This is a genomic window from Agromyces sp. H17E-10 (assembly GCF_022919715.1).
Taxonomy (GTDB): Bacteria; Actinomycetota; Actinomycetes; order Actinomycetales; family Microbacteriaceae; genus Agromyces.
In genome coordinates this window covers 2,144,009-2,163,912 of record NZ_CP095042.1, presented here as the reverse complement: position 1 = coordinate 2,163,912, position 19,904 = coordinate 2,144,009, and the positions used below count along the sequence as shown (strand labels likewise).

Below are 19,904 nucleotides of genomic sequence, written 5' to 3'. Positions count from 1 at the left end.
TTACTTCTTCTCATCCTCGTCGTCGACGACCTCGGCGTCGACGACGTCCTCGTCGGAGGAGGCGTCGCCGGCCTGGCCGGTCGCGGACGCGTCCTCGCCGGAGGCGGAGGCATCCGCCGCCTGCGACTGCGCGTAGATGGCCTCGCCCAGCTTGGTCTGCGACTGCGAGAGCTTCTCGAACGCGGTCTTGACCGCGTCGTCGTCGTCACCCGCGAGCGCCGACTTCAGCGCGTCGACGTCGCCCTGCACCTCGGACTTGACGTCGGCGGGGAGCTTGTCGTCGTTGTCCTTGATGAGCTTCTCGACCGAGTAGGCGAGCTGCTCGGCGGAGTTGCGGGTCTCGGCCGACTCGCGGCGCGCCTTGTCTTCGGCTGCGTGCTCCTCGGCCTCGCGCACCATGCGGTCGATGTCGTCCTTCGGGAGGCTCGAGCCGCCCGAGATCGTCATCGACTGCTCCTTGCCGGTGCCCTTGTCCTTCGCGGACACGTGCACGATGCCGTTGGCGTCGATGTCGAAGGTGACCTCGATCTGCGGGATGCCACGGGGCGCGGGTGCGATGCCGGTGAGCTCGAACGTGCCGAGCGCCTTGTTGTCGCGCGTGAAGTCGCGCTCGCCCTGGAAGACCTGGATCGCGACCGACGGCTGGTTGTCGTCGGCGGTCGTGAAGGTCTCCGAACGCTTCGTCGGGATGGCCGTGTTGCGCTCGATGAGCTTCGTCATGATGCCGCCCTTGGTCTCGATGCCGAGGCTGAGGGGGGTGACGTCGATGAGCAGCACGTCCTTGCGCTCGCCCTTGAGGACGCCCGCCTGGAGGGCCGCGCCGACGGCGACGACCTCATCGGGGTTGACGCCCTTGTTGGGCTCCTGGCCGGTCTCCTTCTTGACGAGGTCGGAGACGGCCGGCATACGGGTCGAGCCGCCGACGAGCACGACGTGCGCGACGTCGGAGAGCTTGATGCCCGCCTCGCGGATGACGTCTTCGAAGGGCTTCTTCGTGCGGTCGAGCAGGTCGCTCGTCATGTTCTCGAACTCGGCGCGCGTGAGCTTCTCGTCGAGGTTCGCCGGGCCGTTCTCGGTCAGCGAGAGGTACGGGAGCTGGATGTTCGTCGACATGCTCGACGAGAGCTCCTTCTTGGCCTGCTCGGCGGCCTCCTTGAGGCGCTGGAGGGCGATCTTGTCGTTCGAGACGTCGACGCCCGTCGTCTCCTTGAACTTCTTGATGAGCCAGTCGACGATGCGCTGGTCCCAGTCGTCGCCGCCGAGGCGGTTGTCACCCGAGGTCGCGCGGACCTGGATGGTCGAGAAGTCGTCGTCCTTGCCCACTTCGAGGAGCGAGACGTCGAAGGTGCCGCCACCGAGGTCGAAGACGAGGATGAGCTCGTCCTCCTTGCCCTTGTCGAGGCCGTACGCGAGCGCGGCGGCGGTGGGCTCGTTGATGATGCGGAGCACGTTGAGGCCGGCGATCTCACCGGCCTCCTTCGTGGCCTGGCGCTCGGCGTCGTTGAAGTACGCAGGCACGGTGATGACCGCGTCGGTGACGGTGTCGCCGAGGTACTGCTCGGCGTCGCGCTTGAGCTTCTGCAGGATGCGCGCCGAGATCTCCTGCGGCGTGTACTTCTTGCCGTCGATCTCGTCGGTCTTCCAGTCGGTGCCCATGTGGCGCTTGACCGACGCGATCGTGCGGTCGACGTTGGTGACGGCCTGGCGCTTCGCGGTCTCGCCGACGAGCACCTCGCCGTCCTTGGTGAATGCGACCACCGACGGGGTGGTGCGGAAGCCCTCCGCGTTCGCGATGACGACCGGCTCGCCGCCCTCGAGGACGCTCACCACGGAGTTCGTGGTGCCCAGGTCGATTCCAACTGCACGTGACATGTGTGTTTCTCCTTCTGCTGTTCCGGTGGTCGAGTCGCGTGCGACGGCGTCGCTCGCGTATCGAGACCCCGGGTGTTCCAGCGGTCGGCCCGGCCTTCCTGGCCCGCAACCGAAGTCAGATGCGTCAAGACTTGAGCCTTGACGACTCAAGCCTCCCAGCGCCGGATGAACGTGTCAAGTCGACGCGGTGAAACTTGAGTGTACTCGACTCAACTCACGGCGGGCACTCAGTATTCCCCCCGACATTCCGCTCGCGGCGCCCATTCCCCTCGACCCGCTCGACGACGCAGTAGCCTGCCGATCATGGATTCGCGCGAGCAGGACGAGCGGCTCATCGCCGCCGAGCTCGCCAGGTACGACCGCGAGCTGCGGCGCTACCGCAAGCTGCGCGGGCGCATCGAGGCCGACTTCGCACGGCGCATCGAGGCGGCCGGCTTCCGCTACTTCCAGGTGAGGGCGCGGGTGAAGTCGCGCGAGTCCTTCGAGCGCAAGGTGCGTCGCGCGCCCGACCGCGAGGTGCGCGACATCCTCGGCGTTCGCGTCATCGCCCACTTCGAAGGCGACCTGCCCGGCATGGAGCAGGTCGTCCGCGAGGCGCTCATCGTCGATGACGAATCCTGGATCGACAAGTCCGCACTGCTGCCGCTCGACGCGTTCGGTTACCGCTCGGTGCAGTTCGTCGGTCTCCTCCCCGACGACGAGCAGGAGGCCGGCGACGGCGCCGAACCGACCGGCATCCAGCTCGAGGTGCAGCTGCGCACCGCGCTCTCCGACACCTGGTCGGAGCTCGAGCACGACTTCCGCTACAAGTCGGCCCGCCAGCTCCCGCGCGAGGTCGACCGGCTGTTCGCCCTCTCGGCCGCGCTGCTCGAGCAGGCCGACGACAACCTCGACCTCATCCGCCGCCAGGTCGACGAGGCCCGCACCGCCGCACCGACGGGCGACGGCGGCGGCGAGCGCGGCTACATCGGCCGGTTCATCCAGTACGACGGAGACTCGCGCTCGCTCGACCAGACGATCACCGCGGCGCTCGACGTGCCCTTCGGCGCGGTCACCGGCACCGGTCGCGAGTTGCGCAGCGTCGTGAGGGCCGCCGGCTGGCTGCAGTACGACGCGCTCGTCGACGGCTTCGCCGAGTACTCCGAGCTCGGGCGGCGCCTCGCGATCACCTGCGCGAGCAGCACCAACGACATCCTGCTCACCGATGCGGAGCCGCAGCGGCCGGCGCGGTCGTTCCGAGGCATCGGCGTGTACTGGACGGCGATGGCCGCAGCCCTCGTCGCGGGCGCCTCACTGCGCGAGAGCCGGGTCCCCGACGGCCGGCTCGCCGAGTACCGGGTCGTCGCGACGCACCTGTTCGAGAATCCGGATGCCTCGGCCCTCGCCGTCCGCAGCCGATACGAGCAGCAGGCCGCCCCCGTCGGCACGCTCGACGACGCGGGGTACCGGCCGATCGACCTCGGCTGAGCTCGACCCCGGCCCCCGCACTCGCGGGCCCTCTTCCCGGCGTCCGGCGAAACGACGAGAATCGAACCATGGACGAGACAGCAGAGGGCCGCACGCCGACGCGATCGATGCCTCCCGAGGAGTGCTGGGAGCGGATCGACGCCGCCCCCTACGGGCGCATCGCGCTGGCCGCCGCGGGTGAGGTCGACATCTTCCCGGTCAACCACCGCGTCGACGCGCGGGGTGGGGCGCCCGTGGTCGTGTTCCGCACCTCGGCCGGCACGAAGCTGCTCGAGCTCACCATCCACCACGGCGTCGCGTTCCAGGTCGACGGCTACACCGCGAACGAGGCGTTCAGCGTCGTCGTGAAGGGCCACGCCGAGGAGTTCGACCGCGAGGCCGAGATCGCGGCCGCCGAAGAACTCGGCGTGAAGCCCTGGGCGCCCGAGACGAAGGACCGGTGGGTGCGCATCGTGCCGACCGAGGTGCACGGGCGGTCCTTCGAGCTGTCGAAGACCGCCGACTGAGCCCTCGGCTCGCCTCCCTCAGCCGCCGCGACCGCCGTGCTCGGTGTCAGGGCGGGCACTGATGCATGCCGGCCCGCCTGATCGTAGGCTCCCCCTCATGCGCCGTTCCCTGCAACGCCTGACGCTCGCCACCGCCGTCCCGCTGCTCGTCATCGGGTTGAGTGCGTGCACCACGACCACGTCGCCCGAACCCACCGCGTCGCTCGCCACGACGCCGACGGCGGTCGTGCCCACGGAACCCTCGTCCTTCGAGACGCCCGCCGCGACCGCCGTCGCGGCGACCTGCGACGACGTCCTCACCGCTGCGGCGTACGCAGAGCTCGAGACCGACGGTCTCACGCCGCGCGATCCGATCGCGCACACCCCGTTCATGGGGGCGATGCTCGATACCGGGGCTCTCGGCTGCCGCTGGGGCAAAGAGGCGACCGACATCACGCTCGACATCGCCCGACTGCCCGTCGACGACGCCTCGTGGCCCGAATGGGAGACGGCGCTCACCGCCGCGGGCTACACGAAGACCGACGATCCGGTGCCGGGCGCCTACACCGGCCCCGAAGAACCCGGCTCCGGTGTCAGCCCCGTCGTCGTGAGGTCGGCCGATGCGATCACGTACGTGAGCGCGCCGATGTTCGCCGCCATGATCGCGGTCGCCGACCGGTAGGTTCACTCGGGTGACCCGTGACACGCGGCGTCGCTCACCGAGACGACCTGCCTCGATGCCGCCATTCCGCCCGAGCCCAGGTGAACCGGCACTGCTCCCCGTGCCGCTGCGGCACGTCGACGAACCGAGACCCGTCACTCCTCGACGAGAACCGCCCGAACGCCCGGCAGTTCGTCGAATCGGGCGGCCCGATCGGTCGTGAGCACGATCCGGTCGGTCGCGAGTGCCGTGGCCGCGACGATGAGGTCGTGGGCACCCCTGCGCCGCCCCTCGCGATGCACATGGGCGAGCAGCCTGCCGTGCGCCTCGGCCACCTGCACGTCGTACGGCACGACGGGAAGCGCCTCGAGTACCCCGACGAGGAACTCGGCTCGAGCGGCACGCTGCGACTCGCTCGCGAGTTCGATTCCCGTTCGCAGTTCGGCGACGGTCACAGCCGCGATCGAGAGGTCGTCGTCGGCACGAATGCCCGCAGCCACGAGCCGGCGCTGTCGTTCGGCGGCGACGAGCACGCCCGTATCGACGATCAGTCGGCGGGCCATGCCGGCTCGTCGAGGTCGACCGATTCTCTTGCCGACCGCACATCGTCGGCGAACTCGACGTCGATGTCGGCCCCCGGTTCGGCGCCGCCGCCGTCGCAGCGCGCAGCACGAGGCATCCGGACTGATTGAATCGGAGGATGCGCCGAATCGCCGTGACCGCCCGATGAGCCCGGTCGAATTCCTCGTGCTCACCGGCGGCGGGATCGTCGCCGGCATGATCAACTCGGTCGTCGGGTCGGGGTCGCTCGTGACGTTCCCGATGCTGCTCGCGTTCGGGTACCCGCCCGTGCTCGCGAACGTGACGAACAACGTCGGGGTGCTGCCCGCGTCGCTCACGGCGACCGTCGTCGGGCGGTCGGCGTTCGCCGGCGAGTGGCGTCGACTCGCGCTCTACCTCTGCTTCTCGGCCGTGGGCGGCGTCACCGGTGCGCTGCTGCTGCTGCGACTGCCCACCGAGGCGTTCGACATGATCGTGCCGGTGCTCATCGTCATCGCCCTGCTGCTCGTCGTGTTCGGGCCCTGGATCAGGCGGTGGACGGCGAAGCTGCACGGCCAGGCCGAGCACCGCGACCACCCCGCCGCGACGATGGCCGTCGCCGGGCTCACCGCCGTCTACGGCGGCTACTTCGGCGCCGCGCAGGGCGTGCTGCTCATCGCCCTGCTCTCGATCACGATGGCCGGATCGCTCGTGCGTGCGAACGCCTACAAGAACGCCATGGCCGCGACGGCGAACCTCGCAGCGGCGATCGTGTTCGTGTTCGTGACGGAGATCGCGTGGCTCGCCGCACTCGCGATCGCGATCGGCGCGTTCGCCGGCGGGTGGCTCGGCGGACGGTACGGGCGGCACATCCCGCAGACGGCGTACCGGGTCGTGATCGTCGTGATCGGCGTCGCGGCGCTCGTGTACTTCGTGGTTCGCTGAGGCGCCGCGCCGCGCCGCGGTCGCGCCGCCCTCAGACCGTGACGACCAGAGCGTCGAGCGTGCCGGGCTCACGCCACTGGGCACTCGGGATGCTGTCGCGCAGCCGCCGGGTGTACGCCTCGGCGGGGTCGTCGAGCACCACCCCCGTCTCGCCCTGCTCGACGACCCGGCCGTGGTGCAGCACCACGACGTCGTCGGTCAGCTGACGCACGACGGCGAGGTCGTGCGATATCAGCAGGTAGGCCGTGCCGAGCTCCTCGCGCAGCTCGGCGAGCAGGTTCAGGATCTGCGCCTGGATCGAGATGTCGAGCGCCGCGACCGCCTCGTCGAGGATGACGAGGCGCGGCTCGACGGCGAGCGCGCGGGCGATCGCGACCCGCTGGCGCTGTCCACCCGACAACCCCGTCGGGCTCCGGTCGAGCTGCCCCGGCGTGAGGCCGACGAGGTCGCCGAGCTCGCTCGCGCGTGCGGCGATGTCGATGTCGCGCGGCGGGTGCAGGCGAAGCACCTCGACGAGGCAAGCCCGCACGCTCTGCCTCGGGTCCAGGGAGCCGTACGGGTCCTGGTAGACCATCTGCACGAGCTTCGCGCGGCGGAGCCGCTCGACGCGCGAGCGCGGCTTGGCGGTCATGTCCTCGCCCTGCACCCGCACACTGCCACTCGTCGGGGTGTCGAGGCCCATGATGATGCGCGCGAGCGTCGACTTGCCCGAACCCGATTCACCGACGATGCCGAGGTCGCGCCCCGCCCGCATCGTGAACGAGACGCCGTCGACGGCGACGGTCGTACGGCCGCGCCTCGAGAACACCCGGCGCACGTCGTCGACCTCCACTGTGGGCACCGCCCGCTCGTCGCTCATCGCGCACTCCCTTCGTCGGTCGCGCCCTCGGAGGGCGCGGCGAGCAGGAACCGCTCGCGATCGGCAGCAGTGATCATCGGCAACCGGGGCATCCGCGTCTCGACGCTCGGGCGCGAGCGCAGCAGCGCGAGCGTGTACGGATGCGTCGCTCCGCCGTGCAGCGCCTCGGCAGCCACCTCCTCGACGATCCGGCCCCGGTACATCACGCAGATGCGATCGCAGAGCGCACCAGCGAGCTCGAGGTCGTGGGTGATGAAGATCGTGCCGAGTCCGCGATCCCGGGTCGCCCGGCGCAGGATCGCGGCGATCTCGGCCTGGCGCGTGACGTCGAGCGCGGTCGTCGCCTCGTCGGCGAGCATGAGCCGCGGGTCGGTGGAGAGCGCGGCCGCGATGACCGCGCGCTGGAGCATGCCGCCCGACAGCTGGTGCGGGTACTCCGCGAGCCGCTGGGCCGGTTCGGCGATGCCGACCTCGCCGAGCAGCTGCTCAGCCCGCGCGTACGCGGCGGCACGAGGCATCCCCATCGTCGTGCGCAGGCCCTCGGTGACATACTCGCCGACGGTGGTGACGGGGTTGACCGACGCGCGCGGATCCTGGAACACCATGCCCAGCTCGCCCGCCCGGAACCGCGCGAGCTCGCGCGGCCTGAGCGCGAGCACCTCGCGCCCGTCGAAGCGGATGCTGCCGCTGACGCGGGCCGACGCGGGCAGGAGCCGAGCGATCGCATTGACCGCGGTCGACTTGCCCGAGCCCGACTCGCCGATGAAGCCCACGATCTCGCCCGGAGCGACGGTGAACGAGACGCCGTCGAGCGCCCGCACCCACTCGTTGCCGTCGAACAACTCGACGGCGAGGTCCTCGACCTCAAGCAGTCCGGTCATCGTCCCTCCTGGTTCAGGCTGATGCGATCGGCGAGGCGGTCGCCGAGGAGGGACACCGCGGCGACCACGATGACGATCGCGAGCCCAGCAAAGGTCGCCTCCTCCCAATAGCCCTGCAGCACGCCGCGCTGGCCCTCGGCGACCATGAGCCCCCAGTCGGACTCGGGCGGCTGCACGCCGAGGCCGAGGTACGAGAGCGCCGCCAGGTCGACCATGGCGTACCCGAACGAGATCGTCGACTGCGCGAGCACCGTCGGCATCACCGCGGGCAGCAGGTGTCGCGTCGCGATACGGGTGCGCGACTGGCCGACTGTGACGAGTGCGCTCATGTAGGGCAGCGCCATCTCACCGACCGCGACGCTGCGCACGATCCGCCCGATGAAGGGGATGTACGCGATCGCGAGGGCGAACACCGCAGTGCCGAACCCGGCGCCGAGCACCGAGACCATGAGGATCGCGAGCAGCAGCCCCGGGAAGGCGAAGCCGATGTCGAAGATGCGGCTGAGCACGCGATCGACGCCGCCGCCCGCGATCGCCGCGGCGAGCGCAAGGGCCGTGCCGACGACAGCGGCAACGAGCACGACCACAGCCGGGCCGAGCAGACTCGTGCGCGCGCCGTAGAGCAGGCGGCTCAGGATGTCGCGACCGGAGCCGTCGGTGCCGAGCGGGGCGCCCGACTCCATCGGCCGGTACGTGTAGTCGAAGTTCACCTCGGTCGGATCGTACGGCGCGAGCAGCGGCGCGAGGATCGCCGCGAGCACCGCGAGCAGGACGACGACCGCCGCGACGGTGCCGGCGACACCGAGACCACGGCCGGTGCGCTTCCGGCGACGGCGAAGGCGGATCGCCTCGAACACGGCGGTGGTCATGCGGCGATCCCCTGACGCTCGCGCACCCGCGGGTCGATGACGACCTGGATGACGTCGATTACGAGCACGACGATGACGACCGCAGTGATGAGCAGCAGGCAGATCGCCTGCACGACCCCGAAGTCCTTCTTCGCGACCGCCTCGGTGAGCAGCGCCCCGATGCCGTCGAGGGCGAAGGCGCGCTCGACCACGACCGAACCGACGATGAGGCTCGTCAGGGTGAGCCCGACGACGGTGGCGACCGGCGTGAGGCCGTTGCGCAGGATGTGGCGGCCGATGATCGTGCGGCGGGGCACGCCGCGCGCGACGGCGGCCTTGACCTGGTCTCGGGCCGCCTCCTCGCGCAGCGCCGCCCGCGTGACCCGGATCACGTACGACCCCGAGGCCAGGGTCAGCGCGATGACCGGAAGGGTGAGGTGGTAGATGCGGTCGAAGAAGCCGTCACCCGGCCCGAACGCGGGGAACCACCCTAGCCCGACCGCGAACACCGAGATGAGCACCGAGGCTGCGACGAACGACGGGATCGCCACGCCGATCGAGGTGCCCGCGAGGATCACGTCGCTCGACGCCCGCCGCGACAGCGCCGCCACGACGCCGAGCCCGACACCGACCACGACGATCACGACCAGGGCGTACCCGATTAGGAGGGCGGTCGTCGCCAGGCGCGGCCCGAGCAGGCTCACGACGTCGTCGCGATAGGTGATCGACCGACCGAGGTCGCCGGTCAGCACGTCGCCGAGCCACGCGACCCACCGCACGAGGAACGGGTCGTCGAGGTGGTACTGCTCGCGCAGCGCGGCGATCGCCTCGTCGCTCAGGGTGCGATTGCCGATGAGGTAGCTCAGCGGATCACCCGGGGCAACGTACAGCGCCCCGAAGATGAGGAACGAGGACACGAGGAGGGTCGCCAGTCCCTCGAGGATCCGAATCGCGATGAATCGGGGCATTGCGGCCCTCCTGGTCTCGGGTTCGCGGGTCGGGTGCGGGGTGGCGCGCTACTTCGCGCCGATCCCGGCCGCCCACGGGTAGTAGAGGAAGGCGAGCGACGCCGTGGCGCCCGAGATTCGGTCGCCCATGTACATGCGCATGCCCGGGTTCACGAGGTTGATGAGTCCCATCGACTCGACGAGTCCGGCCTGAGCTTCGACGAGCGAGTTCGCCCGGGCGTCGTCGTCGATCTCGCCGAAGCCGGCCGCGACGTTGTCGGTGACGCTCGGTTCGTCGAGCAGCCCGTAGTCGTAGGCGCTGAGCGGCGTGAACTCGCTGAGCGACACGATCGGGTCGGCGACGCCGGCACCGTACTCGTTCACGATGAAGGCGTCGTACTCGGCGCGAGCCGCCGCGTCGAAGTACAGTGCGTTGAAGCTCGTCACGGGCAGAGTGCTCGTCTGCACGTCGATGCCAATCGCCTTGCCCGCCGCGACGAGCAGCTCGGCCGCCTTGTTGTCGGACTCGGTCTCGGCCGGCAGCGCGACGGTGATCGACTCACCGGCGAGGCCATGCTCCTCGACGAGCTTCTTCGCCGCATCGAGGTCCTGGTCGGGCGAGGGGAGCGCGTCGGCACCCTGCTGCCAGACCTCCTTCGAGTAGCCCCATGCTCCGGGCTGGATCGGGCTGAGCGAGGCCGTGGCGGTGCCGCGGTAGACCGTGTCGGCGAGCGCGGCGCGGTCGTACGCGAGGCTGAGTGCCCGGCGCACGTCGGGGTTCTGGAAGGGGCCGTCCTTCTCGGTCGGGCGCACCGCCGTCCAGTCGGTGCTGGCGCCGAGGTAGAACGAGCCCGAGTCGGAATTCATGAGCGGCTCGGTCGCCGACAGCGGCACCCGATACGTGCCGTCGATGTCGCCCGAGAGCAGGCTCGATGCGATGGTGGACTCATCGGTGACGAACGTGAGGGTCGCCGAGTCGGCGAGAGCGGCGCGATCGGCGTTCCAGTAGTCGGCGTAGCGCTTCATCGTGATGCTCGTGCCCGGCTTCCAGGTGTCGAACTCGAACGGGCCGGTGCACATGATGCCGCCCGTCGCGGTGCCGTAGGTGTCGCCGGCCTGCTCGACGTAGTCCTTCGAGCCGATCACGCCGGCGGCGGTCGCGAGGATGCGCTCGAACAGCGAGTCCGGTTCGGTGAACTTCACAGTCACCTCGAGGTCGCCGGTCTTCTCGATCGAGGAGACGCGGTCGTAGAAGGGCACGCCCCAGTAGGAGGCCGCCGCGTCGTCGAGGTTGCGCTCGAGGCTGAAGACCACGTCGTCGGCCGTGAGCGGGGAGCCGTCCCAGAAGGTGACACCGTCCCGGATCGTGAACACCATCGTGGTCTCGTCGGGGCGGTCGACCTTCTCGGCGAGCCCGGGCTCGAGCGAGAAGTCGGGGCCCTGCAGCATGAGGCTCTCGCACATGTTGGCGAGTGCCGTGTTCTCCGAGTCGCTGTACGCGTAGATCCAGTCGAGCGACGCCGGCTCTCCACTCGTGAGATTCCAGGTGAAGTGGTCGATCGGCCCGGATGCCGCGGGGGTGGTCGTCACCATCTCGAGGTCGAGCTTCGAGGTGGACTCGCTCGGCCGGGGGCGCTCGCCGGAGCAGGCGGCGAGGCCCACGACGAGCGGGATCGCGACGGCGGCTGCGGCGATGCGGTGCGTGGTGCGGAACATGTCGGAACTCCTTCGGGGGAAGCGGGAGCGTTCGGTTACCAGAGGTCGAGGATCGGAGCGAGATCGACCGCCCCGTCGTCGGTGATGACGACGTTGCGCTCGAAGGTGGCGGCGGTGCCGCCGAGGACGACGAACCGCTCGAGGGCCAGCGTCATGCCCGGCTCGATCGGACGGTCGTTCTCCGGGCGGATCCACGGAGCCTCGAAGCCGAGGCCGATGCCGTGTCCGCCGGCCTGGAACTCGGCGTGCTCGAAGTCGTATCCGCCTTCGGCGAGCAGTTCGTCGGCGGCGCGCGCCACGTCACCGACGGTCGCACCGGGGCGGGCTGCGGCGACCGCGGCATCGACCGAGGTGCGGGCGAGCCGGAAAGCCTTCTCCTGTGCAGCGGTCGGCTCGGCGCCAACGACGCGGCTGCGGGCGAAGTCGAAGAAATAGCCTCGGTACGCGCCCGTGAGATCGACGGTGAAGAGATCGCCGGGCTGCAGCGTGCGGTTCGAGTAGGTGGGCGGGGCGGGGATGCCCGGGGATTCGGCGCCGAACGTGTACACGAAGGCGTTGGCCATGACCGTCTCGTTGCGAGTCAGTTCGGCGACCATGGCCGCGACCGCGTCGGTCTCCCTTGCCCCCGGCACGAGGTGCTCGGCACCTGCCGCGAGAGCGAGGTTGCCGACGGCACCCGCACGCTGCAGCCGCGCGATCTCGGCCGGTGACTTGATCGAGCGCACCCGCTCGACGAGGTCGTCGGCGACGACGAGGTCACCTGTGCGGACCCCGCTCGTCCGCTCCTCGACCGCGGCGAGCTGCCGCGCAGTCATCGTGTCGGTGCCGACGACGCCGAGCCGCAGGCGCTGCCGTCCGCCGAGCGACTGGCCGACCAGGTCGGCCAGTCGGCCCCCCGTCCGCCCGTCGAGCGCGAGGTGGGCCGTCACGCCGACGGGTTCGGCGTCGACCTCATCGCTGCACAACACGACCTCGTCGTCGGTGATCACGACGGCGGCATAGCCGCGGTCGGCCCAGACGCCGGGAAGGTCGCGGATGGTCGGGAAGACGGGGTAGTGACCGCAGAGGTAGAGCACGTTGCCGTAACGCTCGACCGTGCCGCCCCCTCGGCCCCAAACGATGAGCGCGTCGAGGCCGGCTTCAACCATGCGCGATCGGACGGCTCGGACTCGGGACTCGTACTCGCTCGCGGTGATCGGCTCATCGACGACAGACACCGTCAACTCCTTCGTTGATCTACTTGACTGCTGGTTAGTTTGTAGGACTATTGGTGAGAGAGTAGCCGCGCTGCGGCAACGCGTCAACGCCTTCGGGTCCAGCGGGTGGAATCATGTTGCACCTGACCGGTTCGCGGAGATGTCCGGCGAATGCCGCGCAGAACTCGAACTGCTTGAATCGACTCGGAGGGAAACCGGATGGATTGGTCGGAGATCGAACGGGAACGGTCGCTGTCGGTGCCCGACCGGCTCTCGATCACCCTCGAGCGGCTCATCCTCGATGGCACGCTGCAGCCCGGCGAGAAGCTGCCGCCCGAGCTCGAGCTGACCGAGCGCCTCGGCGTCTCCCGAGTCTCGCTGCGCCAGGCGCTGCACGAGCTCGAGCGCCGCGGCCTGATCGACCGGAAGCCCGGCAGGGGGACCGTCGTGCTCTCCCCCTCCGACGCCCGCGATGCGTCGAGCGCCGCGCTCGGCGGCGTGCTGCGCTCGAGCGACCCCGAGATCTCGCACATCCTCGAGCTGCGCTCGATCATCGAGCCACCCATGGCCGCACTCGCCTCGCAGCACGCGACCGAACGCGACCTCGTGCAGCTCGAGCACCTCGTCGCGGCGATGTCGGCGCCCGAGTCGCGCGAGCACTACGCCGAGCTCGACCGCGCGTTCCACCAGGCGATCGCCCAGTACACCCACAATCCGCTGCTCGCCATGCTCAACGAGCAGATCGCCAACCTCATCGCGCCAAGCCGCTCGACGGCACTGCAGACGCAGGAACGCCGCGACACCTCGACCGCCGCACACCGCCGCATCCTGGCCGCGATCGCCGCCGGCGATGCAGTCGCCGCCGAGCACGAGGCGTCGGCGCACATCGCTGCGGTCCACGAGCAGATCGTCCACGCCGAGCGGGCGATGCAGACGGGGCACCTCGAGACCGGCCTCGACTGAGGTCGACCACTCGTCGGCTTGATCGCCTGCGTTGACTCTGGTCAGACCATCTGTCAATCTTGACCAACATGAGCACCCGCATCGGCGCCGTCGCCACCTCGCACCACCTCGCCACCGAGGCAGGCGCCGCCATGCTCCGCGCGGGCGGCAACGCGATCGATGCGGCGATCGCCGCGGCGGCCGCGCTCTGCGTGGTCTACCCGAACAACGTCGCGCTCGGCGGTGACCTCGTCGCTCTCGTGCGCAACCCCGATGGCGAGATCCACTTCGTCAACGCCACCGGTCGCGCTCCGGCAGCGCAGACCCTCGACGTCCTGCGGGCCCACCACGGTGAGGCGCTGCCGAACCGCGGCATCGACACCGTCACGGTGCCCGGCGGGGTCCGCGGCTGGGAGGCGCTCGCCGAGCTCGGCGGCCGGCTCGGCTGGGGCGAACGACTGGGCGCCGCCCGCCGGCTCGCGCGCGAAGGAGCCCCCACCGCGACGTCCGTGGCGCGCGCGATCCGCGACGAGCGGGCGGCCCTCGAGGCCGATCCGGGCTGCCGCGCCCTCTTCCTGCCGGGCGGCACACCCCTCGACGAAGGTGCCCCGCTCGTGCAACCGGCGCTCGCCGACACGTTCGACCGCCTCGCCGAGCACGGCCCCGACGAGTTCTACTCGGGCGAGGTCGCTGCACGCTGGATCGCCGGGCTCGAGGCGCTCGGCGGCCGCATCACCGCGGCGGACGCGGCCGGATACCGTCCCGTCGTCGAGGCACCCCTGCGCATCGAGGCGCTCGGGGTGGAGGTCGTCACGTCTCCGCCGAACACCCAGGGCTTCTCGCTGCTGCGCACCGTGCGGGGCATCGCCGATCGCGGCCTCCGCGACCCCCTCGGCGATGACGCCGCCGAACTCGCCGAGCTGTTCCACTCGGCCAACGCGGTGCGCGCGGCATGGCTGTGCGATCCCGATGTCGCCCCGCTCGACGGTGCCGGCCTCGTCACCGTCGACACCCCCGGCCGCGAGACCGACGCCCGGCCCGCCCACGGTGACACCGTCGGGCTCACGGCCGTCTCGGCCGACGGCTGGGCCGTCTCGCTCGTGCAGTCGGTCTACTGGACCTTCGGCGCATGCGTGCTCGAACCGTCGACCGGCATCCTGTTCCAGAACCGGGGCACCTCCTTCTCGCTCGATCGCGAGCACCCTGCGGCCTTCGGACCGGGCCTGCGGCCTCCGCACACCCTCATGCCCGTGCTCGTGCTCCGCGACGGCGAGTTGCTGCAGGCGCAGGCCACGATGGGCGGTCAGGCGCAGCCGCAGATCCACGCGCAGCTGCTGCTCCGGTCGCTCGGCGGGGCGTCGGCGCTCGAGGCCACGAGCGCACCGCGCTGGGTCGTCGGCGTGCAGGACGACGGCGACACCGCCGCGACGATCACCGTCGAGGCTGACGTCCCCGAACGAGCCGTCCGCACCCTTCGCGCCGCCGGTCGGTTCTCGGTGAAGCAGGTGCGGCCCCGCGACGAGGCGCTCGGGCACTCCAACCTCATCCGGCCGACGGCGGACGGCTTCGACGCCGCGAGCGACCCGCGGTCCGACGGCTCGGCGATCGTCGTCGACGCCGAGGTCGAGGCCGGCACCGGGGCGGTGGCACGATGACCGTCGAGCAGACCGCGCGCCGCCCGCTCCTCGCGCTCATCGGCATCGGCATCATCGCCGGCTACCTCTCCGGACTCTTCGGCGTCGGCGGGGGCGTCGTCGTCGTGCCGCTGCTCATGCTGCTCGGCGTCGACCAGCGGCTCGCCGCGGGCACGTCGACGACGGCGATCCTGCCGACCGCGATCGTCGGCGCGATCAGCTACGGCGTCACCGGGCACGTCGACTGGATCGCGGCGGCCCTCATCGCGATCGGCGTCGTCGTCGGGGCGCAGATCGGCACGTGGCTGCTCGCACGCCTCCCCCGCGACATCCTGTTCTGGTCGTTCCTCGCGTTCCTCGTGGTCGTCGGCGTGAGCCTCTGGCTCGTCGTGCCGCAACGCGACGCGGTAATCGGCATCGACGTGCTGACGGGGGTGCTGCTCGTCGCCGTGGGCGTGCTCACGGGCGTGCTGTCGGGACTCATGGGCGTCGGCGGCGGCATCATCCTCGTGCCGATCCTCATGTTCTTCTTCGGCGCGAGCGACCTCGTCGCCAAGGGCACCTCGCTCGCGATGATGGTGCCGGGCTCGATCTCGGGCACTGTCGGCAACCTGCGCCGGGGCAACGTCGACCTGCGCATGGCCGCGGCCATCGGCATCGCGGCCTGCATCGTCTCCCCGCTCGGCACGCTCACCGCGCAGGCGATCACGCCCTTCGCCTCGAACGTCGCCTTCTCGCTGCTGCTCGCGTTCGCCGCGTGGCAGCTCGTGCAGAAGCACCTGAAGGCGCGGCGGGCCGCCGGCGCCTGACCGGTCGTTCCCGCTTCCTGCGCGGCATCCCCAGCGGCCGGATGCCGCGCCACGGCGTTCACCTGGCGGGCGCGACCGCCTGCTCGATGAGCGTCGACATGGCCGGCGGGATGCGCTCGGGCTCGAGCGCGGCCACGAGGATCGGCGCGAACAGGGCCTTGCGCCCCGCGTGCGTGCCCATGAAGCGTCGCAGCTGCGCCTCGACCGCGCGCTCACGCTGGAAGGGCTGACGCTGGAAGGTGCGGAACCGGCCGAGCTCGCCGTGCTCCGCGAGCAGCTCCTCGACGCGCGGCGCCCCGAGCGCCCTGATGAGCTCGCCCTCGAGATCGGGCTCGCACGCGAAGAACCCGGTCGTCTCGAGCGAGTCGCCGGGCCGCCCGAGGCCCGCCTCGTCGACGACGCGCCGCACGTAGCCGACCTCGCCCGCGTCGAAGAGTCCGAGCACCCGGCGCGGCCGATGTCCGGCGTCGAGCCGGTCGAGCGCGGCCAGATGGTGCCGCAGGTTGGTCACGCCGCCCATCGAGACGAGGGCTGCATCGGCGGCGGGCAGGTCGGCGTCGAGGCGCGCGGCGAGGGTCTCGAGGGCGAGCAGGTCGCTCTCGCCCTCGACGAGCACGAGGGTGGATGCCTCCACCAGCACGAGATCGCGCATGTGCCGACCCTACTCGGGGTGACGTGAGACGATCGCCGTCAACCCCGGCCGATCGAGCCGGCCTGCGCGTGCCGACAACGTGATGGTCGTGGCCGCCTCGGACTCGGAGCACGCACGCCACGGCCGCCCGGCCATCTCGGCGTTCGAGCTCAGCCGGCCCCTTCCACCCGCGCGTCGGCACCGGTAGGCTCCATGAATCCGGGTTGGGGGACCCGAACGGGGGACACTGCGAAGGCCCGGGCGTCTGGGGGGACGACTCATGGCAATGACGAATCGCGCACGCACGACCGTGGAGGCATCCGCGAACGAGGGTGCTCACGGCCCGGCGACGGACGCACGTACGGGACCGCAACCGGGCGACCGCCGCCGCAAGGTGCTCGCGATCCTGGCGGGAGGCCTCGTGCTGGGCGTGGGCGCCGCGGTCACGCTCGCGGTATGGAACGACTCCGAGTTCGCGACGGGCACCTTCGGTGCCGGTTCGTTCGGCATCGACGGCAGCATCGACGGCACGACGTTCGACAGTTCGCCGGCTGCGCCGGGCAAGACGCTGACGTTCGAGCTCGACGCCGACGCGCTCAGCCCCGGCTCGACGGTGTACGCGCCGTTCGCGGTCGGCCTCACGCCGACGTCCGACTACGAGGCGGCGGTGACGGTCGCGTCGACCACGGGCGGCACGATCGGTGCGAACCTCACGTACTCGCTCTACGGGTCGGCGGCGTGGGACGAGGACTGCAGCGCGGCGAGTCCGCCGCAGGGTACGGCGCTCGTCGCCGACCACGCGGTCACCGACCCCGCGGCCGCGGATGCGTTCGACCTCACCGACATCGACACGCCGCAGTACCTCTGCTTCGTCGTGACGGCCGGCTCGGGTCTCGAGTCGGGGCAGACGGGCACCGTGACGTGGGAGTTCGCCGCCGAGTCCGGCGACGTGCTGCAGTAGGCATGCGCGTTTCGGAACCCGGCGCCGAGCAGGCGCGCGGTGACGGCCTCGAGCGCGGTGGCGAGCACGATCGCGAGCACGGTCGCGGGCGCCACGGCGAGCGCGGTCGGCGCAGCCGGATCGTGCGCGCCGTCCTCGCCGGCGGCGTGGTGTTCGGCATCGGCGCGGCCGTGACGCTCGCCGCCTGGAACGACTCGGAGGTCGGGACCGGGAGCTTCGCCTCGAGCGTGTTCGACACCGAGTCGCAGAGCGCCGGCTCGCCGACCTACGCGAGCCGTCCGACGGCTCCGGGGGCGACCCTGTCGTTCGCCGCGACGGCCATGTCGCCCGGGGTCTCGCACTACGCGTGGCTCAACGTGCGCACGACGACCGCCTCGACGGTCGGGGGCAACGTGACACTGACCGGGGTGACGAACAACGCCGGCGGTCTCGTCGGGGCGCTCGAGTACCGGGCGGTGCGCATGACCGCGCCGAACCCCACCGCGACGTGCGCCGCAGCCGCGTTCACCGGCACCCCGACGTTCATCGCGGGCGGGGCGTCGTCGTACCTGCCGGTCACCACGGTGCCGGGCACGGCGGTCGCGAACCCCGTCGCGGCGGCCGGCGGGGCGATCGGCTTCTGCGTCGAGGTGCGCGTCGTGAACGGGGCGGCGAACACCTTCCAGGGTCAGTCGGCGACCGTCACCTGGCAGTTCACTGCCGCATCGAACTGAGGTCGGGATGCCTCGAGCGCGCGCCACTCGCAGCATCGTCGCCCGTGCGGGAGACGTGCTGCTGACCCTCGCCGCGGTGGCCGGGGCGCTGTGCCTCGTGCTCGTCGTCGCGGCGGGGGTGTTCCAGGTGGGCATCGTGCTGTTCCGCACGGGGTCGATGGGGCCGACCATCCCCGCCGGTTCGGCCGCGCTCGTGCGGGAGGTGCCGGCGTCGTCGCTCGCCATCGGCGACGTCGTCACGGTCGACCGGCCGGGTCGGCTGCCGGTGACGCACCGCATCGTCGCGATCGACGATGGCAGTGGGCCGGAGCTGCGGCGCCTCACGCTCCGGGGCGACGCGAACCCGGTCGACGACCCGGCGCCGTACGACGTGGCCACCGCGCGGATCGTGCTCTTCTCGGTCCCCGGGGCTGCGCCCGTGATCGCCGCCTTCGGCGATCCGCTCGTGCTCGGCTCGCTCACGGTCGGGGCGACGGCACTCGTCGTGTGGGCGTTCTGGCCTCGCCGGCCTCGCACGGCGCGCCCGCCTCGCGGACGCACCGGCGCCGATGCACCGCAGCAGCGCGACGGACCGAAGCACCGCGAGGACGCGGTCACCGGCGCCGGTGCCGGAGTCGCGCTCCTCGTCGCCGCGTCCGTCGGCGCCGCCGTGCTCGCCCCGGCGTCGCCCGCGCGGGCCGCCGTCGAGGAGACCGTCGTGCAGGGAGAGGTGCTGCGACTCGTCTCCATCGGCGACCCCCAGGCGATGACGAGCCTGTCGCCCGGTGGCACCGCCGTCTGGGAGGTCGGCGTGACGGCCGACGCGCCGACCCCGGGCACGATCTCGGTGACGCTGAGCGGCACCGGGTCGTCGGCGCTCGGCCTCGTCGGCGACGTCGCCTGGTGCGCCGAGCCGTGGGACGCGACCGGGTGCCCGGCGCCGACGACCGTGGCCGATGCCCTCGCCCTCCCCGTCGATGGGGAGCAGGTGCCCCTGCTCACGATGTCGAGCGACGACGAGCGATGGCTGCGCTTCGCGGTGCGGATGACGCCGGGTGCCGAACCGCCGACCGGCCTCGCGACCCTCGTCGTGCGCGCCACGGGGAGCGGCGACGACGCCAGCATCGGACCGCCCGGCGCCGAGGTGCCCGAGGGGCTCGGCGGCACGGGGGTTCCCGCAGGACCCGGTCTCGTCGTCGCCGCCGTGCTCGCAATCGTCGGCGCCATCCTGACGGCGATCGCCCGCCGGTCTCGCCGACCCGTGCGGTCGAGGGCGGTCCGGCCATGAGGGCGGTCGGGGCGCTCCGCGCCAGCATGGTCGTGGCGGCGATCGCGGCATCCGTCACCGTGCTGGGTTCGGCCCAACAGACCGAGGCGGCCTGGAACGACGGGGAGGCCGCGAACGGGGCCTTCGCCTCGGGCAGCGTGACCGCGGTCACGCAGATGACGTGCACGGCAGGGCTGCTGCAGCCCGTGACCTTCAACTGGACGGCGCCGACCGGCGGCCTCGCCCGGACCGGCTACCGCTGGACCGTCACCGGCGGTCTCACGGGATCGGGCACCCTGGCCGCCGGCGCGACCTCGGTGCAGCTCACGAACGGCCTGCTCGGAATCGGCTCCGGAACGTTCTCGCTCTACGCCGTCGGGCCGGGCGGGTGGCAATCCGCCGCGAAGACCGGATCGCTGTCGTTCACGACCGTCGTGCTCGACGTGCTCTCGTCGTGCTCGGTTCCGTGAAACCGATGCTGGACGCGGAGCGCGATCCGCCCTAGACTGCCGAAGCTGCGCTGTTCGCGCGGCGCCGGCCCCGGAGCATCC

General features: G+C 71.3%; 21 protein-coding genes. 11 read left to right on the top strand and 10 right to left on the bottom strand.

Translation table 11 applies throughout. From position 1 onward, the window contains the following. Positions 1-1,872, bottom strand: coding sequence for a molecular chaperone DnaK (gene dnaK, locus MUN74_RS09810; RefSeq protein ID WP_244851884.1), 1,872 nt, complete (start codon positions 1,870-1,872; stop codon positions 1-3). Between the two features lie 303 nt (positions 1,873-2,175). Between dnaK and MUN74_RS09805 the strand changes: the two genes are divergently transcribed. The 3 genes from MUN74_RS09805 to MUN74_RS09795 all read left to right on the top strand — a co-directional run bounded on the left by MUN74_RS09805 (position 2,176) and on the right by MUN74_RS09795 (position 4,506). Beyond that, positions 2,176-3,339: a GTP pyrophosphokinase gene (locus tag MUN74_RS09805; protein ID WP_244851883.1), complete on the top strand. Its 1,164-nt coding sequence runs from the start codon at positions 2,176-2,178 to the stop codon at positions 3,337-3,339. A 68-nt stretch (positions 3,340-3,407) separates the two neighbouring features. Beyond that, entirely contained in the window at positions 3,408-3,845 is a 438-nt protein-coding gene (locus tag MUN74_RS09800) for a pyridoxamine 5'-phosphate oxidase family protein (RefSeq protein ID WP_244851882.1), read from the top strand. Positions 3,846-3,942: 97 nt separating this feature from the next. Further along, complete coding sequence (locus MUN74_RS09795; RefSeq protein ID WP_244851881.1) at positions 3,943-4,506, top strand: hypothetical protein; 564 nt, start codon at positions 3,943-3,945, stop codon at positions 4,504-4,506. A 134-nt stretch (positions 4,507-4,640) separates the two neighbouring features. Here the strand turns inward: MUN74_RS09795 and MUN74_RS09790 are convergent, their stop codons facing one another. Together MUN74_RS09790 and MUN74_RS19225 are read right to left on the bottom strand one after the other, a co-directional pair. Continuing rightward, positions 4,641-5,048: a PIN domain-containing protein gene (locus MUN74_RS09790; RefSeq protein ID WP_244851880.1), complete on the bottom strand. Its 408-nt coding sequence runs from the start codon at positions 5,046-5,048 to the stop codon at positions 4,641-4,643. Continuing rightward, positions 5,033-5,164, bottom strand: coding sequence for a hypothetical protein (locus MUN74_RS19225; RefSeq protein ID WP_255820914.1), 132 nt, complete (start codon positions 5,162-5,164; stop codon positions 5,033-5,035). Before MUN74_RS19225 ends, MUN74_RS09790 begins: the two co-directional genes overlap by 16 nt. 47 nt (positions 5,165-5,211) lie before the next feature. On the opposite strand from MUN74_RS19225, the gene MUN74_RS09785 reads away from it, so the two are divergent. After that, entirely contained in the window at positions 5,212-5,970 is a 759-nt protein-coding gene (locus MUN74_RS09785) for a sulfite exporter TauE/SafE family protein (protein ID WP_244851879.1), read from the top strand. Positions 5,971-6,001: 31 nt separating this feature from the next. On the opposite strand, the gene MUN74_RS09780 is transcribed toward MUN74_RS09785, so the two are convergent. From MUN74_RS09780 to MUN74_RS09755, 6 genes are read right to left on the bottom strand one after another with little or no spacing between them, the layout of a single operon-like run. Continuing rightward, a complete protein-coding gene (locus tag MUN74_RS09780; RefSeq protein WP_305038241.1) occupies positions 6,002-6,829 on the bottom strand; it encodes an ABC transporter ATP-binding protein in 828 nt (275 codons plus the stop codon). After that, positions 6,826-7,710: an ABC transporter ATP-binding protein gene (locus MUN74_RS09775; protein WP_244851878.1), complete on the bottom strand. Its 885-nt coding sequence runs from the start codon at positions 7,708-7,710 to the stop codon at positions 6,826-6,828. The genes MUN74_RS09780 and MUN74_RS09775 overlap by 4 nt, the downstream gene beginning before the upstream one ends. After that, positions 7,707-8,579 carry an ABC transporter permease gene (locus MUN74_RS09770; RefSeq protein ID WP_244851877.1) on the bottom strand — a complete coding sequence of 291 codons (873 nt, stop codon included), beginning with the start codon at positions 8,577-8,579 and terminating at the stop codon, positions 7,707-7,709. The genes MUN74_RS09775 and MUN74_RS09770 overlap by 4 nt, the downstream gene beginning before the upstream one ends. Further along, positions 8,576-9,526, bottom strand: a complete 951-nt coding sequence (locus MUN74_RS09765) for an ABC transporter permease (protein ID WP_244851876.1) — start codon at positions 9,524-9,526, stop codon at positions 8,576-8,578. Before MUN74_RS09765 ends, MUN74_RS09770 begins: the two co-directional genes overlap by 4 nt. 48 nt (positions 9,527-9,574) lie before the next feature. Continuing rightward, complete coding sequence (locus MUN74_RS09760; protein ID WP_244851875.1) at positions 9,575-11,221, bottom strand: ABC transporter substrate-binding protein; 1,647 nt, start codon at positions 11,219-11,221, stop codon at positions 9,575-9,577. A gap of 35 nt (positions 11,222-11,256) precedes the next feature. Further along, positions 11,257-12,438 (bottom strand): M24 family metallopeptidase, encoded by a 1,182-nt coding sequence (locus MUN74_RS09755; RefSeq protein ID WP_244851874.1) that lies wholly within the window; start codon positions 12,436-12,438, stop codon positions 11,257-11,259. Between the two features lie 198 nt (positions 12,439-12,636). On the opposite strand from MUN74_RS09755, the gene MUN74_RS09750 reads away from it, so the two are divergent. The 3 genes from MUN74_RS09750 (at position 12,637) to MUN74_RS09740 (ending at position 15,802) form a co-directional block, all read left to right on the top strand. Then, positions 12,637-13,380, top strand: a complete 744-nt coding sequence (locus MUN74_RS09750) for a FadR/GntR family transcriptional regulator (protein WP_244851873.1) — start codon at positions 12,637-12,639, stop codon at positions 13,378-13,380. Between the two features lie 68 nt (positions 13,381-13,448). Further along, positions 13,449-15,014, top strand: a complete 1,566-nt coding sequence (locus MUN74_RS09745) for a gamma-glutamyltransferase family protein (RefSeq protein ID WP_244851872.1) — start codon at positions 13,449-13,451, stop codon at positions 15,012-15,014. Continuing rightward, the gene (locus tag MUN74_RS09740) at positions 15,011-15,802 is read left to right on the top strand and encodes a sulfite exporter TauE/SafE family protein (protein ID WP_244851871.1); all 792 of its coding nucleotides are present in this window, start codon (positions 15,011-15,013) and stop codon (positions 15,800-15,802) included. The genes MUN74_RS09745 and MUN74_RS09740 overlap by 4 nt, the downstream gene beginning before the upstream one ends. A 58-nt stretch (positions 15,803-15,860) precedes the next feature. On the opposite strand, the gene MUN74_RS09735 is transcribed toward MUN74_RS09740, so the two are convergent. Then, complete coding sequence (locus MUN74_RS09735; protein ID WP_244851870.1) at positions 15,861-16,454, bottom strand: TOPRIM nucleotidyl transferase/hydrolase domain-containing protein; 594 nt, start codon at positions 16,452-16,454, stop codon at positions 15,861-15,863. Between the two features lie 265 nt (positions 16,455-16,719). Here MUN74_RS09735 and MUN74_RS09730 point away from each other — a divergent pair, with 265 nt between their 5' ends. The 4 genes from MUN74_RS09730 to MUN74_RS09715 are packed head-to-tail and all read left to right on the top strand — an operon-like array spanning position 16,720 to position 19,823. Beyond that, on the top strand, positions 16,720-17,394 hold the full coding sequence (locus MUN74_RS09730) for a SipW-dependent-type signal peptide-containing protein (protein ID WP_244851869.1): 675 nt from the start codon (positions 16,720-16,722) through the stop codon (positions 17,392-17,394). Positions 17,395-17,396: 2 nt separating this feature from the next. Continuing rightward, a complete protein-coding gene (locus MUN74_RS09725) occupies positions 17,397-18,107 on the top strand; it encodes a SipW-dependent-type signal peptide-containing protein (RefSeq protein ID WP_244851868.1) in 711 nt (236 codons plus the stop codon). A 7-nt stretch (positions 18,108-18,114) separates the two neighbouring features. Then, the gene (locus tag MUN74_RS09720; protein WP_244851867.1) at positions 18,115-19,374 is read left to right on the top strand and encodes a S24/S26 family peptidase; all 1,260 of its coding nucleotides are present in this window, start codon (positions 18,115-18,117) and stop codon (positions 19,372-19,374) included. Further along, a complete protein-coding gene (locus tag MUN74_RS09715) occupies positions 19,371-19,823 on the top strand; it encodes a hypothetical protein (protein WP_244851866.1) in 453 nt (150 codons plus the stop codon). The genes MUN74_RS09720 and MUN74_RS09715 overlap by 4 nt, the downstream gene beginning before the upstream one ends. Positions 19,824-19,904: the final 81 nt, after the last annotated feature.

Excerpts from the sequence above, each read along its gene's own strand:
- MUN74_RS19225 (WP_255820914.1), bottom strand. The coding sequence starts at position 5,164 with ATGCCTCGTGCTGCGCGCTGCGACGGCGGCGGCGCCGAACCGGGGGCC.
- dnaK (WP_244851884.1), bottom strand. The coding sequence starts at position 1,872 with ATGTCACGTGCAGTTGGAATCGACCTGGGCACCACGAACTCCGTGGTG.
- MUN74_RS09720 (WP_244851867.1), top strand. The coding sequence starts at position 18,115 with ATGCCTCGAGCGCGCGCCACTCGCAGCATCGTCGCCCGTGCGGGAGAC.
- MUN74_RS09805 (WP_244851883.1), top strand. The coding sequence starts at position 2,176 with ATGGATTCGCGCGAGCAGGACGAGCGGCTCATCGCCGCCGAGCTCGCC.
- MUN74_RS09740 (WP_244851871.1), top strand. The coding sequence starts at position 15,011 with ATGACCGTCGAGCAGACCGCGCGCCGCCCGCTCCTCGCGCTCATCGGC.
- MUN74_RS09780 (WP_305038241.1), bottom strand. The coding sequence starts at position 6,829 with ATGAGCGACGAGCGGGCGGTGCCCACAGTGGAGGTCGACGACGTGCGC.
- MUN74_RS09790 (WP_244851880.1), bottom strand. The coding sequence starts at position 5,048 with ATGGCCCGCCGACTGATCGTCGATACGGGCGTGCTCGTCGCCGCCGAA.
- MUN74_RS09785 (WP_244851879.1), top strand. The coding sequence starts at position 5,212 with ATGAGCCCGGTCGAATTCCTCGTGCTCACCGGCGGCGGGATCGTCGCC.
- MUN74_RS09735 (WP_244851870.1), bottom strand. The coding sequence starts at position 16,454 with ATGCGCGATCTCGTGCTGGTGGAGGCATCCACCCTCGTGCTCGTCGAG.
- MUN74_RS09775 (WP_244851878.1), bottom strand. The coding sequence starts at position 7,710 with ATGACCGGACTGCTTGAGGTCGAGGACCTCGCCGTCGAGTTGTTCGAC.
- MUN74_RS09760 (WP_244851875.1), bottom strand. The coding sequence starts at position 11,221 with ATGTTCCGCACCACGCACCGCATCGCCGCAGCCGCCGTCGCGATCCCG.
- MUN74_RS09770 (WP_244851877.1), bottom strand. The coding sequence starts at position 8,579 with ATGACCACCGCCGTGTTCGAGGCGATCCGCCTTCGCCGTCGCCGGAAG.
- MUN74_RS09800 (WP_244851882.1), top strand. The coding sequence starts at position 3,408 with ATGGACGAGACAGCAGAGGGCCGCACGCCGACGCGATCGATGCCTCCC.
- MUN74_RS09715 (WP_244851866.1), top strand. The coding sequence starts at position 19,371 with ATGAGGGCGGTCGGGGCGCTCCGCGCCAGCATGGTCGTGGCGGCGATC.
- MUN74_RS09750 (WP_244851873.1), top strand. The coding sequence starts at position 12,637 with ATGGATTGGTCGGAGATCGAACGGGAACGGTCGCTGTCGGTGCCCGAC.
- MUN74_RS09745 (WP_244851872.1), top strand. The coding sequence starts at position 13,449 with ATGAGCACCCGCATCGGCGCCGTCGCCACCTCGCACCACCTCGCCACC.
- MUN74_RS09765 (WP_244851876.1), bottom strand. The coding sequence starts at position 9,526 with ATGCCCCGATTCATCGCGATTCGGATCCTCGAGGGACTGGCGACCCTC.
- MUN74_RS09795 (WP_244851881.1), top strand. The coding sequence starts at position 3,943 with ATGCGCCGTTCCCTGCAACGCCTGACGCTCGCCACCGCCGTCCCGCTG.
- MUN74_RS09730 (WP_244851869.1), top strand. The coding sequence starts at position 16,720 with ATGACGAATCGCGCACGCACGACCGTGGAGGCATCCGCGAACGAGGGT.
- MUN74_RS09725 (WP_244851868.1), top strand. The coding sequence starts at position 17,397 with ATGCGCGTTTCGGAACCCGGCGCCGAGCAGGCGCGCGGTGACGGCCTC.